The 17620-nt window shown below is 43.1% G+C and carries 13 protein-coding genes; all 13 read right to left on the bottom strand.

Annotated elements, in window-relative coordinates:
* Positions 1–27 precede the first annotated feature (27 nt).
* On the bottom strand, positions 28–618 hold the full coding sequence (locus tag F993_RS01265) for a LemA family protein (protein WP_004657438.1): 591 nt from the start codon (positions 616–618) through the stop codon (positions 28–30).
* Positions 619–797: 179 nt separating this feature from the next.
* On the bottom strand, positions 798–1688 hold the full coding sequence (locus F993_RS01270; protein ID WP_004657436.1) for a metal-dependent hydrolase: 891 nt from the start codon (positions 1686–1688) through the stop codon (positions 798–800).
* A 114-nt stretch (positions 1689–1802) separates the two neighbouring features.
* Complete coding sequence (locus F993_RS01275) at positions 1803–3212, bottom strand: MFS transporter (RefSeq protein WP_004657434.1); 1410 nt, start codon at positions 3210–3212, stop codon at positions 1803–1805.
* Between the two features lie 187 nt (positions 3213–3399).
* Positions 3400–4821, bottom strand: a complete 1422-nt coding sequence (locus tag F993_RS01280; protein WP_004657432.1) for an FAD-dependent oxidoreductase — start codon at positions 4819–4821, stop codon at positions 3400–3402.
* Positions 4822–4892: 71 nt separating this feature from the next.
* The gene (gene gltB, locus F993_RS01285; protein ID WP_171066020.1) at positions 4893–9371 is read right to left on the bottom strand and encodes a glutamate synthase large subunit; all 4479 of its coding nucleotides are present in this window, start codon (positions 9369–9371) and stop codon (positions 4893–4895) included.
* A gap of 453 nt (positions 9372–9824) precedes the next feature.
* Positions 9825–10688, bottom strand: a complete 864-nt coding sequence (locus F993_RS01290) for a hypothetical protein (RefSeq protein WP_004657429.1) — start codon at positions 10686–10688, stop codon at positions 9825–9827.
* A 19-nt stretch (positions 10689–10707) separates the two neighbouring features.
* Complete coding sequence (gene aroB / locus F993_RS01295) at positions 10708–11790, bottom strand: 3-dehydroquinate synthase (protein ID WP_004657427.1); 1083 nt, start codon at positions 11788–11790, stop codon at positions 10708–10710.
* Positions 11791–11814: 24 nt separating this feature from the next.
* Positions 11815–12372, bottom strand: coding sequence for a shikimate kinase AroK (gene aroK, locus F993_RS01300; protein WP_004657425.1), 558 nt, complete (start codon positions 12370–12372; stop codon positions 11815–11817).
* A gap of 19 nt (positions 12373–12391) precedes the next feature.
* Positions 12392–14527, bottom strand: a complete 2136-nt coding sequence (gene pilQ, locus F993_RS01305; RefSeq protein WP_171066088.1) for a type IV pilus secretin PilQ — start codon at positions 14525–14527, stop codon at positions 12392–12394.
* Positions 14528–14588: 61 nt separating this feature from the next.
* Complete coding sequence (locus F993_RS01310; RefSeq protein WP_004657420.1) at positions 14589–15116, bottom strand: pilus assembly protein PilP; 528 nt, start codon at positions 15114–15116, stop codon at positions 14589–14591.
* A 2-nt stretch (positions 15117–15118) separates the two neighbouring features.
* The gene (locus tag F993_RS01315) at positions 15119–15853 is read right to left on the bottom strand and encodes a type IV pilus inner membrane component PilO (RefSeq protein WP_004657418.1); all 735 of its coding nucleotides are present in this window, start codon (positions 15851–15853) and stop codon (positions 15119–15121) included.
* Complete coding sequence (locus F993_RS01320; RefSeq protein ID WP_004657417.1) at positions 15850–16500, bottom strand: PilN domain-containing protein; 651 nt, start codon at positions 16498–16500, stop codon at positions 15850–15852. The genes F993_RS01315 and F993_RS01320 overlap by 4 nt, the downstream gene beginning before the upstream one ends.
* Entirely contained in the window at positions 16500–17558 is a 1059-nt protein-coding gene (locus F993_RS01325) for a pilus assembly protein PilM (protein WP_004657415.1), read from the bottom strand. The genes F993_RS01320 and F993_RS01325 overlap by 1 nt, the downstream gene beginning before the upstream one ends.
* Positions 17559–17620: the final 62 nt, after the last annotated feature.

Genomic DNA, 17620 nt, shown 5'->3' with positions numbered 1-17620 from the left:
CCTCACAGTTCAGAACAATTTCACAGATTAATTAAATGAAACTGTCGGTGCTTGCTGTGCAGCTTGTTCCGCCTTGAAGTTTTCTTTGGTTTTCATGCCAATCACTTTAGCCGTCATCACTTGCGGGAATTGACGTACATAAGCGTTATAGTCTTGAACCGTGGTGATATAGCGGTTACGCGCAACCGCGATACGGTTTTCAGTACCTTCAAGTTGTGCCTGTAAATCACGGAACTGCTCATTGGCTTTCAAGTCAGGATAGTTTTCTGACACCGCAATCAAGCGCGATAACGCACCTGTCAACTGGCTTTGCGCTTGTTGGTATTTCTCAAATAATGCGGGATCTTCCAGCACTTCTTTATCGACTTTCAGACCTGCTACATTCGAACGTGCCTGAGTCACCTCAGTCAGCACCTGTTCTTCATGTTTGGCATAGCCTTTCACCACATTGACTAAATTCGGCACCAGATCGGCACGGCGTTGATATTGGTTCTGCACTTCAGACCAAGATGCATTCACCGCTTCATCTTTAACTTGCAAGGTATTATAACCACAACCCGTAAATAACAAGGTGCTTGCCAATACGGTTGCCAATGCCGTTTGTTTGATGATTTTCATAAAAATTTATCCTCAAATTTTTCTTTATATTTTTGCGATAATTCATTGTAATGGGATTTTTTGTCAGCTGTGTAACATTTATTAAAGTTGATTTATTGATATTTAAATAAAAAAGGCATTACCCAAGCAAGCTTGAAGTAATGCCGCGCTAAGCACAAACTTTGTGATTTGAATTGGAATTAACTATAGATTTTAGATGCTGTTTGTTCTTGAAAACTTGCCATCCCATATTCATCAGCCATACGTGCTTTCCAGTAATTGACCAAGCTGGTGTAGTCATGTTTGGCAGGATGAAAATCAGCTTGATAATAGGATAAATATTCCGGAATAAGCTGCAATAACATTTTTCCGAGCAAGTACATACCAAATAGATTGCCACCGAGTTTCGGTAAACTTTTCCACTTATCTTGCCAGATTAAACGTGTAGTGGCATAAAAAGTTAGGCTGGCAAAGCCTGTGGTCACACTGCGCATTAGTAAACGACGAATACGATCATCACCATAGACTTCTTGATAAACATCAAAGGCCACCGAACGATGTTCAATTTCTTCAATCGCATGCCAGACCCACAACTTCATCGCATCCTCATCTAAAGTACTGAGGATTTCAGGATGTTTAAGAATATACCCCCCTAACATTGCGGTAAAATGCTCAAAGGCACAGGTCAAAGCCAATTGTAGTTTCGGGTGGATATTTCGCAGCATATCATCCCGTTTCGCCAACCATGCCTGAAACCGATCGAGATTATAATCCTCACGTCGCCATGCATCATTAAACTCAGTATGCGCTTTGGAATGCATCGCCTCTTGCCCAATAAAGGCCGCAATCTGCGCCTGTAATTGTGGATCTTGCACTTTATCTCGGACATTACGCACACTATTGACAAAATACTGCTCTCCAATCGGGAAAGTTGAAGACAGTGCCGTGAGTAAATGTGACATTACTGGAGAATTGGCAAAATAATGACGTTTGATTTTGTTCGGATTAAATTGCAAACGTCGTACTGTAATTCCCAAGGCTTTGGGGCGGTTTAAATAAGTTTTCTCGACCTTCACATTCGCAAGAGCCATCTCAATTGCCTGCAGCATTTCCTAGACTGAGTTCGAGTATTACGCTGGAAAAATGGCAAAGACAGGGCCAAAAAGCTTATAAAGTTTGCCAAAACTACCAAAATGATGACTGGTCTAGGCCGATGAAATTGGTGCGACACATTCTTCTGGTTTAATTTTTCTCAGGCTCAACATGGCTACAAGAAACAGTCCGCCCATAATCGCAACCACACTATGAAAGGCCAATAATTGGGCTTGAGCCATAGAATAATGCAAGCCTGTCACCGCCCATTTGATCATAAACGCAGTTAGTGTGCCCAATACCGCAATGCCAAAAGTCAGCCCAAGCTGTCTGAGCATATTTAAAATTGCCGCAGCAAAACTGGCATCGGCCTGCGATACCGCATGCAAGCTCAAAGTACTGGAACTGGGTACAATCAATCCAATGCCCGCTCCCATCAGGCCACTTAAACCCATAAACAACAGATAAGAAGAATTACTCTGGAAACTGATCATTGCGATCAAGGCGATTCCAGAAATGAATAACCCTATTCTGAGTAAGGGCAATGCACCATAACTTTGCTGTAAACGACCAAAGCAAATAGAAACCAGCGCCTGCATCAGAAATTGCGGGGCGATCAACCAACCCGCTTGGGCAGCACTTAAATGAACCTGTTCCTGATAAAACAAGGCAAAGACAAATAAGGAACTATAGCCTGCAAACCCCAATAGAAAAGAGATCAGATTAAAACGTAAAAAAATGCGGTTATGGAATAAATGACGTGGAATCAGCGGATGCAAAGCGTGTTTTTGATGTCGAATAAAAATCAGTGCAAACACCACCGAAAGCAAGAAACTAAAAACAATCAAATACCCTATATGCGCTTGCTGAACCATGATAATACTATAGGTCAAGGTGGCAATCGCAATCACGCTATAGATCAGCCCCAAATAATCAAAACTGATTTTTTGCTGATATTGATCGACGGCAATACCTTTCCAGCCCAAAAATAAGGCCAATAATCCAACAGGGAGATTCAACCAGAAAATACTCTGCCAGCCTAAATAATGCACCATGAGGCCTCCCATCAAGGGCCCAACAATCAAGGCAAAGGCACTGAATGAACTCCAGTTGCCAATTTCCCGTGCTTTGCGATTGGCTTGGGTAAAATGATGTACGATGATCGCCAAAGTCAATGGAATCAGCATCGCACCTGCGATGCCCTGAATCACTCGCCCAATAATCAAGATGCCAAAATCCGGTGCTGCGGCACAAATCACAGAGCCTAAAATAAAGATCCCGACACCGACCAACCACAAGCGTTTACGCCCCAACCATTGGCTTAAAGCCCCCACTGCCAACATCAAACTCGACATACTCAACGCATAGCTATCAATCACCCACTGTAAATCGGCGAGATGACTATTGAACTGTGTCTGAATTGCAGTTAAAGCTAGATTGACACTGCTCAAATCCACCAAGCAGAGAAAGGTACTGGTATATAGTGCCGCAATTAACAGCCGATCATTGAGTTTCGATGTCATTATTTTATCCACTCAGTAAAAATCAAAAATGAGAATTATTATCATTAATAGCATAGCAATTTATTAAACACTTGTTAAAGTTTTTATTTATTTTAACCAACAAACTAAGCAGCACAGATTAAGACCATGTAAAAAAGCCCAAGCACGAGGCTTGGGCTTTTGAACAACTTAAATATGTCGAATAGGTTTATACACCAAGATAATCCAAGATACCTTCAGCAGCTTGACGGCCTTCCCAGATCGCGGTAACCACCAAGTCAGAACCACGAACCATATCTCCACCTGCGAAGATTTTTGGATTCGAAGTTTGGAATTTGAATTCTTGCTGTTCTGCCGCAACCACACGACCTGAACCATCTAAACTCACATTCGCACCACCGAACCAGTCTGCTGGACTTGGACGGAAACCAAATGCCAATAATACGGCATCCGCTGGTAGAATTTCTTCAGAACTCGGAATCGGTTCAGGACTACGACGACCACGGCTGTCTGCTTCACCCATTTGTGTAGTGACCACCTTAACGCCAGTCACTTTGCCATTCTCGCCCACAATCTCGATTGGCTGACGGTTGAACAGGAATTTTACACCCTCTTCATAGGCATTCTTCACTTCACGTGCAGAACCTGGCATATTGCTTTCATCACGGCGATAAGCACAGGTCACATCATGCGCACCTTGACGTAATGAAGTACGGTTACAGTCCATCGCAGTATCACCACCACCTAGAACGATCACCTTTTTACCATCGACACTGATGTATTCGCTTGGATCTTTTTCCCAACCTTGGCAACGGTTCACATTGGCAATTAAGAAATCTAAGGCATCGTAAACACCGTCAAGATCTTCACCAGGGAAACCACCTTTCATATAGGTATAAGTGCCCATGCCCATAAACACGGCATCGTATTCCGCAAGCAATTGCTCAATGGTCACATCCACACCAATTTCAGTATTTAAACGGAATTCAATGCCCATCCCCGTGAAAATCTCACGGCGACGTTTCATGACGTCTTTTTCCATTTTAAATTCTGGAATACCAAAAGTCAGTAGACCACCAATTTCAGGACGCTTGTCAAATACAACTGGTTTAACCCCACCACGTGCCAAAATATCCGCACAGCCTAAACCTGCAGGACCTGCACCAATGATGGCTACTTTCTTATTGGTCCATTTGACACCTGACATATCTGGACGCCAGCCCAAAGCAAACGCGGTATCATTGATATATTTTTCTGCATTACCAATCGTGACTGCACCAAAACCATCATTTAAGGTACATGCACCTTCACAAAGACGGTCTTGTGGGCAAACACGGCCACAAACTTCTGGCAAGGTATTGGTTTGATGGCACAGTTCAGCCGCTTGGAAAATCTGACCTTCTGCAATCAGCTTTAACCAGTTTGGAATGTAGTTATGGACTGGACATTTCCATTCACAATATGGGTTACCACAGCCTAAACAACGGTGGGTCTGATTAGCAGCCACTTCCGCGGTAAAAGGTTTATAAATTTCCACAAACTCTGCCTTGCGGACAGTAATATCTTTTTTCTCTGGATCTTGGCGTGCTACATCCAGAAATTGAAAGTCATTATTAAGGCGCTCTGCCATGTCTCTCTCCGTGGGTAGGCGCAGTGATGTCCTTCACCGCTGCACCTGCCTATGTCTTTGCAGTCGTGGAATTATTGTGGATCAGCTTGGGTTGTTTTTAAAAGCGTTTGCAAATTAGCAGCTTTCGGTTTTACAAGCCAGAACTTACGACTATAGAAGTCGAACTCATTACGGATTTTGTAGGCCCAAGCACTACCTGTCTCTTGGATATGCTCATCCAGAATACGTAATAAATTCTCTTTATGATCTTCCATCGCCTCAGTAGAAATACGATTCAGATCAATCAGTTCATGGTTGTAATAATCTACAAAGTCATTATCAAGGTCGAGAACATAGGCGAAACCACCTGTCATCCCTGCACCGAAGTTATGACCGACTTTACCCAATACCGTCACCACACCACCTGTCATATATTCACAACAGTGGTCGCCAGCACCTTCAATCACCGCAAATGCACCTGAGTTACGAACTGCGAAACGCTCGCCTGCAGTACCAGCAGCAAAGACTTTACCACCCGTTGCACCATATAAACAGGTGTTACCAATGATTGCTGTGTTTTGGGTTTGGAATGGTGAGCCTTTTGGTGGGAAGATCGATACGCGACCGCCCGCCATCCCTTTACCGACATAGTCGTTGGCATCACCTTCCAGTTTGATATGCAAACCACCCGCATTCCAGACACCAAGTGACTGACCAGCCGTACCGACAAGGTTCATCACCACTGGGCTGCCTTCCATACCCAAGTTGCCATAGCGACGCGCAATCTCACCAGAGATACGTGCACCAATCGAGCGGTCACAGTTACCCACAGTGAAGTTGAATGAACCACCTGAACCCGCTTCAATTGCTGGTAACATCTCTGCCACCATTTTTTCAGCCAAGACACCTTTATCAAATGGCGCATTACCTTGAACTTGGCAATATTGTGCCTTACCTTCAGCAGAAGGATGCGACGTCAATAACGCACTGAGATCAAGATGCGCATGTTTCTCTGTTTCACCCGGTAAAACTTCGAGTAAATCCACACGACCAATCAAATCTTTCAGTGATGCAACACCCAATGCGGCTAACCATTCACGGGTTTCTTCTGCAATAAACTTGAAGAAGTTGATTAGCATTTGTGGCTCGCCAATATAATGCTCTTGACGTAAATGATCTTGTTGCGTTGCAACACCCGTCGCACAGTTGTTTAAGTGACAAATACGCAGGTATTTACAGCCTAAAGCAATCATCGGTGTTGAACCGAAACCAAAGCTTTCAGCACCTAAAATCGCAGCTTTGATCACATCTAGGCCGGTTTTCAAACCACCATCGGTTTGTACACGCACCTTGCCACGTAAGTCATTCACACGTAGCGCTTGATGCGCTTCGCTAAGACCTAACTCCCATGGTGAACCCGCATGGTGAATCGATGATAATGGTGATGCAGCCGTACCACCGTCATAACCTGAAATGGTAATGAAATCGGCATAGGCTTTTGCCACACCCGCAGCAATGGTACCAACACCCGGCTCAGACACCAGTTTTACTGAAACCATCGCTTGTGGGTTGACTTGTTTTAAGTCGAAAATCAATTGCGATAAATCTTCAATCGAATAAATATCGTGGTGCGGTGGCGGAGAAATCAGCGTGACACCCGGCACTGAGTAACGTAAACGTGCAATTAAGCCATTCACTTTACCACCTGGTAACTGACCACCCTCACCAGGTTTTGCACCTTGCGCCACTTTAATCTGCAACACTTCAGCAGAGGTTAAATACGCAGGAGTAACACCGAAACGACCCGATGCAATCTGTTTGATTTTCGAGTTACGAATCGTGCCATAACGCGCAGGATCTTCACCACCTTCACCTGAGTTTGAACGACCTCCAATGGTGTTCATGGCAATGGCAATGGCTTCATGTGCTTCTGGTGATAAGGCACCCAGTGACATACCCGCTGAATCGAAACGTGGCAGAATTTCTTCAATTGTTTCAACTTGATCAATCGCAATCGAATTCGTGGTTTTTAATTTAAATAAATCACGAATCGTTGCAACAGGACGGTTATTCACCAATTCTGCATATTCTTTAAAGTCTTGATATTGACCTGAACGCACCGCTTTATGCAGTGAGTTAATCACGTCTGGGTTGAACGCGTGATACTCTTTACCAAATACGAATTTAAGCAAACCACCTTGATCAATCGGCTTACGATTTTGCCAAGCTGTAGTCGCCAATTTTTTCTGGTCATTTTCAAGGTCAGCAAAAGTCGCACCTTGGATACGGCTCGGTACACCAAGGAAGCATTTATCGACCACTTCAGATGATAGACCCACCGCTTCAAACAATTGACCGCCACGATAAGAAGCAACTGTCGAGATTCCCATTTTAGAAAGAACTTTCAATAAGCCTTTCTCAATCCCTTTCCGGAAGTTGGCTTGAGCATGGATTGGATCACCCAATAACTCACCTTTCGCAACCAAATCATTGATCACATCATAAGCCAGATATGGATAAACAGCAGTCGCACCGAAGCCTAGCAATACCGCAAATTGGTGTGGATCACGAGCAAAACCAGTTTCAACTAGAATGTTTGCATCAGTACGCAAACCGGTTTTAATTAAATGATGGTGCACAGCGCCTGTTGCCAATGCAGAATTTGCAGGCAAGAAACCTTCACACAAGTTCTTATCGGTAAGCACAATCAATGTCTTACCATCACGAACGGCTTGTGCCGCTTCTTCACAGATGCGTGCAATTGCCGCTTGCAGACCTTCAGCTTCTGCATAGTTCAGATCGATATCAACAACGCCGTAACCTTCACGTTCTTTTTCAACATCACGAAGCTGCTGCATTTTCGAATTTGACAATACAGGGCTTGAAATGATGATACGGTCCGCATGTTCTGGGCCTTGCTCAAACACGTTCTGTTCACGACCCAAACAGGTTTCCAACGACATTACGATTGATTCACGTAATGGATCAATCGGAGGGTTGGTCACTTGCGCAAACTGTTGACGGAAATAATCAGACACATGGCGAACTTGGCGAGACAATACTGCCATTGGCGTATCATCACCCATCGAGCCTACTGCTTCCTGACCGCTTTCTGCAATTGGACGCAATAACTGGTCGCGCTCTTCAAATGTCACCATAAACATTTTTTGAGCTGCTTTTAATGCATCACCCGTTAAGCCTTGGTCAAGCAACTGCTCTTCAAGCTGTGGATTGGCTTGTAAACGGATGGCGTGGTCACGCAACCATTCACGGTATGGACGCATATTTTTAAGATGATTGCTAACATCTTTGGTATCCAACACTTTGCCAGTCAAAGTATCAATCACTAAAATTTGACCAGGCCCCACACGGCCTTTAGACACCACATCTTCAGGTTCATAACCCCATACACCAATTTCTGATGCAAGTGTGATGTAATCATTCTTGGTGATCACCCAACGCGCTGGACGTAAGCCATTACGGTCAAGCATACAAATTGCATGACGACCATCTTGAATCACCAGACCTGCTGGACCATCCCATGCTTCCATATGCTTCGAGTTAAACTCATAGAAAGCACGTAAGTCAGCGTCTAAAGTTTCAACGTTTTGCCATGCTGGCGGAACCAGCATACGGAGTGCACGGAACAGATCCATACCACCACCAACCAAGATTTCAAGCATGTTATCTAAGCTTGAAGAATCCGAGCCAGTACGGTTCACAATTGGATTTAACTCAGTTAAACCTGGAAGTAATGGGTTTTCAAATTTTGGCGTACGTGCCAATGCCCAGTTACGGTTTGCAGTAATGGTGTTGATTTCACCATTGTGCGCTAAATAACGGAACGGCTGCGCCAACGGCCAACGTGGTAAGGTATTGGTCGAGAAACGTTGGTGGAATACCACAATATGTGAGGTTAAACGTGCATCCGCCAAATCGGTATAGAAGTCAGCAATCGCAGCTGGCATCATCAAACCTTTATAGCTGATCACCGTTGTCGCCAACGTAGTCACATAGAAAAGCGGATCATTTTGTAATTGTTGTTCTGCACGACGACGAGCCAAGAAGAGCTTACGGTTAAACTCAACTTCAGTTAAACCCATCGGGCAGTTCACGAGAATTTGTTCGAATGCAGGTAAGGATTGTAGTGCAATCTCACCCAAGGCATCATTATTTGTAGGTACAACACGCCATGCTGCAACAGTTAAACCTTCAGCAGCAATTTCTTTATTTAAAATATTTTTGGCATTTTGCGCTAAAGCAGGATCGATGTTTAGGAATACAGTCCCTGCAGCAAAAATCTCAGTCAGGTTACTGCCTAATTTTTGTGCTTCTTCACGGAAAAATTGTTTCGGCATCGCCAATAACAATCCGCAACCATCTCCTGTCTTACCATCCGCGGCAATACCACCACGGTGCGTCATGCAACTTAAACTGTGAATCGCAGTTTCGACCAGATGATGGCTTGAGTCACCCTTCATATGGGCAATCAGACCAAAACCACAGTTATCCTTAAACTCGTCAGGCTGATATAAACCTTGAGCGGGAGCTACAGTATTAGGCGATGGCATGTGCATAGCGTACCCTTCTTTCAACATGGCTCTTTCGAGCAACAAACAATCAATTCATTTTCTGCGATATTGCCGATTAACTCATACAAAGTTCAATGCTTCGCGAAAACATTTTTCATGGCGAATTTGCAATATACGTCTTTCCTTTATGAGATTGCACCCTATAAAGTGTTTTCAGTTATTACACCTTCACCTAGGTTTGTAAAGCACAAAAACTTTCCATTTCACCCAATTAATGAACTGTTTAGCACAAAACAGGGCAATGAGCAGACAAATTAGCACCACAAAAAAGCAAAAAACATGCCATATATGCATGTTTTTACTAAATCATTAAAAAAGTTAAAATAACATCAAGATACACGCAAGAATGCGCTCATTTTTGCGCACAAAAATGCACCAAAAAATACCGTTCTGCTATAAAAAGAACCATCAATGCACAATTATGGTGCAATTTTAATTAAAAGGATCACTCACTTCACGCTTTGAAGCATCTGAATTTTCTTTTATTTTTTCAGCAGTTGCAGGTGGTTTTGGTGCCGATTGAGTTTGTTTTACATTGACGACATTGCCCTGTGCATCTCGTTGCGTCACCGTGGTTTTTACCGTGCTCGATGCATCTGTACTACGCGCATTGCTTGCAGTTTGGGTTCCAATCAGCAAACTTTCATCCACACGCGGCAATGCCGCAGGCCTTAACTGCACAGCATAGAGCTGATTGTTTGCTGACTTCATTTCATCAGAGCCTAAGTCATTCACTAAAGCAGCGTAGCTTGATAACTGATGAGCCGTGGGCTGAATAGATTCTGGTAAGGCCAAATTTAATTGCGCAAATTGGCGACTTGCATCTTCGGCACTGCCAAACACACCATAAGCAAGCACATATTGCTCAACCTGATCTTCACCACTCAAGCGAAAATATACAAACTTTCTGCGGTCTTCACGATTAAGTAAAAAGTTTTTAATAATCGCCTCATCTGAACTACGGAAAACTTCCATGGTCCATTGGCGTTGATTTTCTTTGATAAATTTGGTTCCACGGAATTCAGGTGCATGATCATTGGACACCACGACACGCGTGGTCAAATCCAAAGGTTTGACCTCATCCGAGAGTGCGCCTAAATGCGCCGTGGCCGCAACTTTTTCAGGTTGGATCTGAATCTGGGCCTGAGTTTCCTTTTCGGTTGGCTGCTCTTCTTTGATCAAGGCTTTACTATCTGTCACACCCCAGAATATCAATGCAGCAATTAAACACGCCACAGCAAAAATGAGCCAGCTATATTGTTGAATATTTTGCCAAATTGATCGTGATACAGCCATGCTTTTCCCAAATGAGTAATTATGCAGATTGATTTGCAAGAATAGATTGTTTCATCAGCTCAACATCAAAATCTTTGGTAATCACAGCTTGCCCTAATTTTTTCAATAAAACCAAGCGTAATTGACCATTTAAGACTTTTTTATCGTGTGACATATAAGCCAAGAATTCATCTAATGGAATTTTCGGACATGATATCGGTAAATGAGCACGTTGAATGATATTTTTTGTACGTTGCAGATCTTCCGCAGAGATCCAGCCTAAACGCTGCGACAAATCTGCCGCCATCACCATTCCTGTTGCTACCGCCTCACCATGTAACCATGTGCCATAACCTAGATAGGATTCAATTGCATGACCGAAAGTATGACCGAGATTGAGCAACGCACGCTCACCCTGTTCTTTTTCATCATTGGCCACGATACGTGCTTTATGCGCACAGGAGCGAAAAACTGCTTCAGCCAATAGATTTGCATCACGGCCAACTAAGGCATCTATGTTTTGTTCCAACCAAACCAAGAAATCAACATCGCCAAGCAAGGCATATTTAATTACTTCAGCCAAACCTGCAGACAATTCACGATCAGGCAAGGTATCCAGTTGTGCCATATCTGCAAGTACCACTTGTGGTTGCTGGAAAGCGCCCAACATATTTTTACCTAAAGGATGATTAATCCCCGTCTTACCACCGACACTGGAATCCACTTGCGACAATAAAGTAGTCGGTACCTGCACAAAGTTCACGCCACGCTGGAAACAAGCCGAGGCAAAACCCGCCATATCCCCAATTACACCACCACCCAGAGCAAGCACGGTGCAATCACGGTTAAAACCCGCTTCCAGCAGAGCATCAAAGATTAAATTCAGGTGCTGAATATCTTTATATTTTTCACCATCGGGCAAGATGCACTGTGCAACTTGTTTATCCAGTTGGGTTAAAGCATCGAGATAATGTTGTAGATAGAGTGGTGCAACCGTGGTATTGGATACCAACATGACTTGGCGGCCATGAAGATACGGCTCAAGTAAGCTTTTAGGATCTAAATGACTGCCAATATAGATTGGATAACGACGATCACCTAACTCAACATGTAACGTTTGCATAAACTTAGACCAACCAGAAACGACTTAAACTTGTTTAGATAAAATAACGTGCAAAATACGTTGTGCTAAATCCCGTGCCGCACCTTGATTTGTTTCAATAATATAGTGCGCAACCTCACGATACAAAGGATCGCGGATCGCCAAGAGATCACGTAATTTTTGCTCTGGATTTTCGACTTGCAATAAGGGGCGATTTTTATCCCGATAGGTTCGCTGTAGTTGCAGTTCTACAGGGGTATACAGATAAACAACGATGCCACGTTGTTTTAGAAATTCTCGGTTTTTGGGTTGGGTAACAGCGCCTCCACCCGTTGCCAATACCAATAATGGACGTGAGGTTAAGTCATTTAAAACATTGGTCTCGCGTAACCGAAATCCGACCTCTCCTTCTTTTTCAAAGATCCATGGAATGGTGGCACCTGTTTTACGTTCGATTTCATGATCACTATCAATAAAATCCCGACCTAACAATTCTGCTAAATGTCGGCCAACTGTTGTTTTTCCTGCCCCCATTGGCCCTACCAAATAAACATTTGGTAGGGTTTCAAACGCTTTGCTTGGCAACGCGCCACCTATATTCATTGCAATTATTGAAAATATATTAATGATTTCTAGTCAAAGTGTCATTAACAATTCTCGGCGTCACAAAAATAAGCAGTTCACGTTTATTATCGGTTTTGCGCTCTCTACGGAATAATTTACCTAAATAAGGAATATCACCTAAGAAAGGTACCTTTGTTTGTGAATTAATATTCTCTTGTTCGAAAATACCACCAAGCACTACTGTTTCACCATTATCGACCAATACATTGGTATCAATCGAGTTTTTATTAATCGTCAATTGACCTGTTGGTGTTGGGTTACTTGGTGAGTCTTTGGTAATGTTCAACTTCATCATAACTTTACCCTCAGGGGTAATACTTGGAGTGACATCCAGGCTCAAAGTCGCATCAATAAACTCAGTCTTCGGCACCGCATTTGCCCCACCACCTGAAGAAGATGCATATGGAATTTTAGTCCCTGATTCAATTTTTGCAGGTTGTTTATCTGCAGTCATCACTTTTGGCGTTGAAATCACTTCACCGTAACCATCTGCTTGTACCGCTGATAGCTCTAGGTCCAACATAAAGTCAGATAAACTAATTAAACCAAAAGCAATACGACTTGCGCCTGGGGTAACAGCGCCTAAATCGACATTCAGGTTATCAGGACGTTCAATATCATATTTCCAGCCACCCGTATCACTATTTTTTTGTGGGTCACGTAAATTCCATAAAGTCGTATTACTACCGCCGACCAGAAGGTCATTATTATTGGTGATTCCTTGGGATAAAATACCCCACTTGACCCCCATTTCTTTGGTAAAGTCAGTACTGGCACTAACAATCCGCGCTTCAATCATAACTTGTTTTACTGATACATCCAATAAATCGACCATCTTGCGAATCTGATCAATTTTCTGTGAAGTATCATTCACAATTAAAGTATTAGTGCGTGGATCAACCGAAACTGTGCCTCGTGGGCTGAGTAACCCGCCAGACAAAGTATCATTGCTTACTGAGCCAGAATTACCATTACTATTTGTATTAGCATTCTTACCTTGCGTAATCAACTTCTCAATATCAACTGCTTTTGCATAGCTCAATGTAATATATTCAGTTTGTAGAGGCGCCAATTTTACACTTTGCGCCATCGCTTTGGCTTCTTCTTCTTCCGCCTTAATCAATTCAGTCACTGGTGCAATCCAGATCACATTGCCATTACGGCGTTTATCCAGATTTTTGGTCTTGAGTACAATATCGAGGGCCTGATCCCAAGGCACATCTTTAAGGCGCAGGGTAATATTACCTTGTACGGTATCCGCTGCGACCATATTAATGCCGGTAAAATCTGCCAATAACTGTAAGACACGGCGCACTTCAATATCTTGGAAATCTAGAGAGATTTTATTGCCAGTATAAGCTTGTGACTTGGGTTTGGTTGGGGAATTATCGACAGGACGCTTTAAGCTAATGGTCAGCTTATTTTCGGCCTGATAGGCCATATATTCATAGCTGCCTGCAGATTGAATGGTAATCACGCCATTGCCTTTATCATTATAGGCATCAATGCTGGCAACAGGAGTTGCAAAATCATTGGTATTTAAACGACGGGCTAAATGCGTTGGAATTTTATTCCCTGCTGTACGCACGACAATTTTACTGCCTTGTTGTTGTACATCCACAGGGGTATTATTCCCCAGCAAATCAATAACAACTAGACCTTCGCCTTGGTTGCCTCGTTGGAAACCAATATTAGAAACACCTTGCTGTGCTTGACGTGCAGCAACTGACGGTGCATTCGCTGCAGCGGGTTTAGCTGAATTAATTTTCAGCACAAAGGTATTACCTTCAACCCGTGTGGTAAACGCACCCGCATCTTTTAAATTTACAATGACACGAGAACGCTGATCATCAGATGCAACCTCAATTGAACTTGCTTCAGCAGTTGAGACTGGAATTGAATTTTGCTTTAGACCCTGTTGTGCCTTATCAAAATCCAAAATCAAACGAGCAGGTTGTTCAAGTTGATAAGCTTGTGGTTGTGGGGGAAGGCCATTAAACATCACACGAATTTCCGTGCCCTGATCACCCAAACTCATTGGTACAATATTGGTCATATTAACTTGCGCTGATGCCACTTGCATCACCGCAATCGCAACAGCACCCATAGAAAATTGACGGAATGCATGATTCATGGTCTTCGCTTCCCCAAATAAAGAATCTTTAAACTGTTTTTTCATTGTTATTCCCTTAATCTTACGGTGCTGGTCCAATTAAAACGAGTGTACGAGGTCTCTCGACATAACCTTCACGACCATCAGGTACGATTTCAACCAAATCAATTTGAGTCGGGCTAATTTTAATAATACGCCCTTGGTTCATCCCCAAATAACTCCCCACTTGCACCCGCTCAATTTGACCATCTGGTGTTTGAATCAGGGCAATCGTATCGCTGGTTTTACCGCGCATGCTGCCCTTCATGTTCAACGATTCCAGTGCATAACTTTCTAAAGGCTGTGGCTGACGATTAAAATTCGGATAAACCCGTTTCCCCGCCATAATCTTTAACTCAGCAGCCAATGAGCTTGGCATAAACGGGCTTTTAAGCTGATGTGCTGCATAGTTAAACAATGGGACTGGAGTAAAAATTGGTGCTGGTTCAATCGGCAAAGGTGGCTGATTACGAATGTCAGCCATTTTTTGATTCACCGCATCAATACGAGAATCGCACCCCACCAAACTCGCCCCAATCAAGAAACCAAGTAATAATTTATAATTATTCACTACTATTTCCCTCCTTGTGCAGGTGGAGTAGTTGCTGCTGGTGTACTCGCAGCATTATTTGTTTGTTCATCCGTTCCAACATAACGATAGGTTTTTGCGTTAACGGTATAGTTCACTACAGGAATATCAGATTTTTTCTGAGTGTCTTCTTTTGCTTCAACTGTGAAATCGTGTAGGGTGACAATACGTGGCAAAGCCGCAATACCAGTGACAAATGCACCAAAGGCATGATAATCCCCTGTCGCATCAATACTGATTGGCTGTTCAATAAAGAACTCTTGCTTTACTTCACTTTCTAGACGGATGTTTTTAAATTTCAGCCCTGAATTGACACCTGTTAAGTTGATATCCTCAACCAAACTCGGAATTTCAGTCTCTTTCGGCAACTGCTCTAACTGTTGGTTAAAGTTGGCTTCCATTTCTTGCAGTTGTGCTTGATATTGTTGCAAATTACGCAGTTTTGAATCTTTTTCTTTAAACTCATTCAGCAAACTTTGTTCTTGAGCTTCTGCATTTGCGATCGATTCAAGTTGCGACTTGATCACCACAAAATATCCCAATGCAATAACCGCCAAGAATACGAAAATCCAGCAGGTAATTTTAACCGATAGCGGCCAACTACCATAGTTATTCATATCCAAGGTATTAAACTGTTGGAAGAATTGGTCGACCGTCATCTTCTTTTTCTTGATCGCAACAGTGTCTTGATTTAAATCATCAGCTTTATCTAACTTCATTTTGCCACCCCGACTACCCCTGATGCGGCTGCTTCTGACATTGCTGTAGCTTCCGCAGTTGTCCCGATCTCACCCAGATCTACAGTGACCACAAAACTGCCATAATTTTCCTCTACACGAGGTACCAAGGAGGTTGCTGTTTTGTCTTTATTTTTGTTTTCATCCACAGCAAGGAAAGAATTCATAAAGGCATTACGGTACCAAGGTGAAGCCTCTAGATTACGCAACAGTTCAGCCACGGTATTCGGACTTTCTGCCTTACCTTCAATCGTGAACTTGTCCCCAATACGGCTAAACTTAGTTAAGTACATTGTGGGTGGTGTCACTCGAACGAGTTCATCCACCAGACGTACTGTAACAGGACGTTGCCCCTGTAAGCCCTGAATTAGTTTCATACGTTCAATAATGGCGTTACGACGTTCTTGTAAACCGTCCAGCGCTTTGAGTTGCGTATCTAAGTTTTGGTTGGTACTGACAATCAATTGATTGGCTTGTTCCTGATCATTAAGTTTATGATCAAAATACATCCACCCCGAAAATACCGATGCAACCCCTAATGCAGCAACCCCAACACAAAATGCGACAAACTGCTTCTTTCTTTGTTCTCTTAGCTCATCACGCCAAGGGAGTAAGTTAATCTTTGCCATTAATCAAAACTCCTCAATGCCAAACCACATGCCACCATCAAAGAGGAAGCATCGTTTTCAATTTTTTTAATATCAATTTGAGAAGAAAAACCCATTTGCAGAAATGGATTGGCAATGGTGACCCGATAACCGAGCTTTTGTTGTAATAACTTGGCTAGACCTGGAATATTGGCATTCCCGCCCGCCAACAAAATATGGTCAATTTCATTGAATTGTGAAGATGAAAAGAAGAACTGGAGCGAACGTGCCGCCTGTTGAACCACTGCATCCAAGAAAGGCTCGAGGACTTCGGTGTCGTAATCATCTGGTAAGGTGCGTTCTTTCTTGGCACGCCCCGCTTCTTCAAAAGAAAGACCATAACGACTCTGTACATCTTGAGTCAGTTGACGACCACCAAACACTTGCTCACGCGTATAAATGATCTTGCCTTTTTGCATTACCGACAAGGTGGTCATGGTATGACCAATATCTAAGATCCCCACCGTATTGGCACCCATTGGCAAGGTATCAGCAAATACACTGAATGCACGCTCCATGGCATAGCTTTCAACTTCTGCAATTTTTGCTGTTAAGCCCGCCAGTTCCAAAACTTCAACACGCGTATCGACATTCTCGGTACGTGTTGCAACCAAGAGTACATTGACCCGATTTGGATTCGCTAAGCGATCAGGCAAAACTTCAAAATCAAGACTGACTTCATCTAATGGGAACGGAATGTATTGCTCAGCGTCCATACGGATTTGAACTTCACGCTCTTCATCCGTCATGTCAGCATCCATCTCAATGATCTTGTTAATGACCATCGATGTTGGCACTGCAATCGCGACATTGGTGGTGTGAGGATTGGCAAGGTTGACCACTCTCTCAAGCGCATCACCTACCGCCTCTGGATTCAGTATGCTTTTTTCCACGACACTGCTTTCAGGCAATGGCATCACTGCATAACTTTCAACCCAATATCTACCGTTCTTTACAGAGAGCTCCAATAACTTAACAGTTGTCGAACTAATATCGACACCCACTAACCCCTTATTTGGTTTACGATATAACCTGAGCACAGTACTTTCCTATTTATTTTTTTATCCCCAAAAATACAACACACTAATTTTGTTTTGGTCTT

It is taken from the genome of Acinetobacter proteolyticus (assembly GCF_000367945.1).
In the GTDB taxonomy this organism is placed as follows: domain Bacteria; phylum Pseudomonadota; class Gammaproteobacteria; order Pseudomonadales; family Moraxellaceae; genus Acinetobacter; species Acinetobacter proteolyticus.
Note: the sequence above shows the minus strand (reverse complement) of the source record. Positions and strands in the feature narration are given on the sequence as shown.

What these genes read in the sequence shown, in the direction of transcription:
- F993_RS01265 (WP_004657438.1), bottom strand. Translation starts at nt 618, where the DNA reads ATGAAAATCATCAAACAAACGGCATTGGCAACCGTATTGGCAAGCACC.
- F993_RS01270 (WP_004657436.1), bottom strand. Translation starts at nt 1,688, where the DNA reads ATGGCTCTTGCGAATGTGAAGGTCGAGAAAACTTATTTAAACCGCCCC.
- F993_RS01275 (WP_004657434.1), bottom strand. Translation starts at nt 3,212, where the DNA reads ATGACATCGAAACTCAATGATCGGCTGTTAATTGCGGCACTATATACC.
- F993_RS01280 (WP_004657432.1), bottom strand. Translation starts at nt 4,821, where the DNA reads ATGGCAGAGCGCCTTAATAATGACTTTCAATTTCTGGATGTAGCACGC.
- gltB (WP_171066020.1), bottom strand. Translation starts at nt 9,371, where the DNA reads ATGCCATCGCCTAATACTGTAGCTCCCGCTCAAGGTTTATATCAGCCT.
- F993_RS01290 (WP_004657429.1), bottom strand. Translation starts at nt 10,688, where the DNA reads ATGGCTGTATCACGATCAATTTGGCAAAATATTCAACAATATAGCTGG.
- aroB (WP_004657427.1), bottom strand. Translation starts at nt 11,790, where the DNA reads ATGCAAACGTTACATGTTGAGTTAGGTGATCGTCGTTATCCAATCTAT.
- aroK (WP_004657425.1), bottom strand. Translation starts at nt 12,372, where the DNA reads ATGAATATAGGTGGCGCGTTGCCAAGCAAAGCGTTTGAAACCCTACCA.
- pilQ (WP_171066088.1), bottom strand. Translation starts at nt 14,527, where the DNA reads ATGAATCATGCATTCCGTCAATTTTCTATGGGTGCTGTTGCGATTGCG.
- F993_RS01315 (WP_004657418.1), bottom strand. Translation starts at nt 15,853, where the DNA reads ATGAAGTTAGATAAAGCTGATGATTTAAATCAAGACACTGTTGCGATC.
- F993_RS01320 (WP_004657417.1), bottom strand. Translation starts at nt 16,500, where the DNA reads ATGGCAAAGATTAACTTACTCCCTTGGCGTGATGAGCTAAGAGAACAA.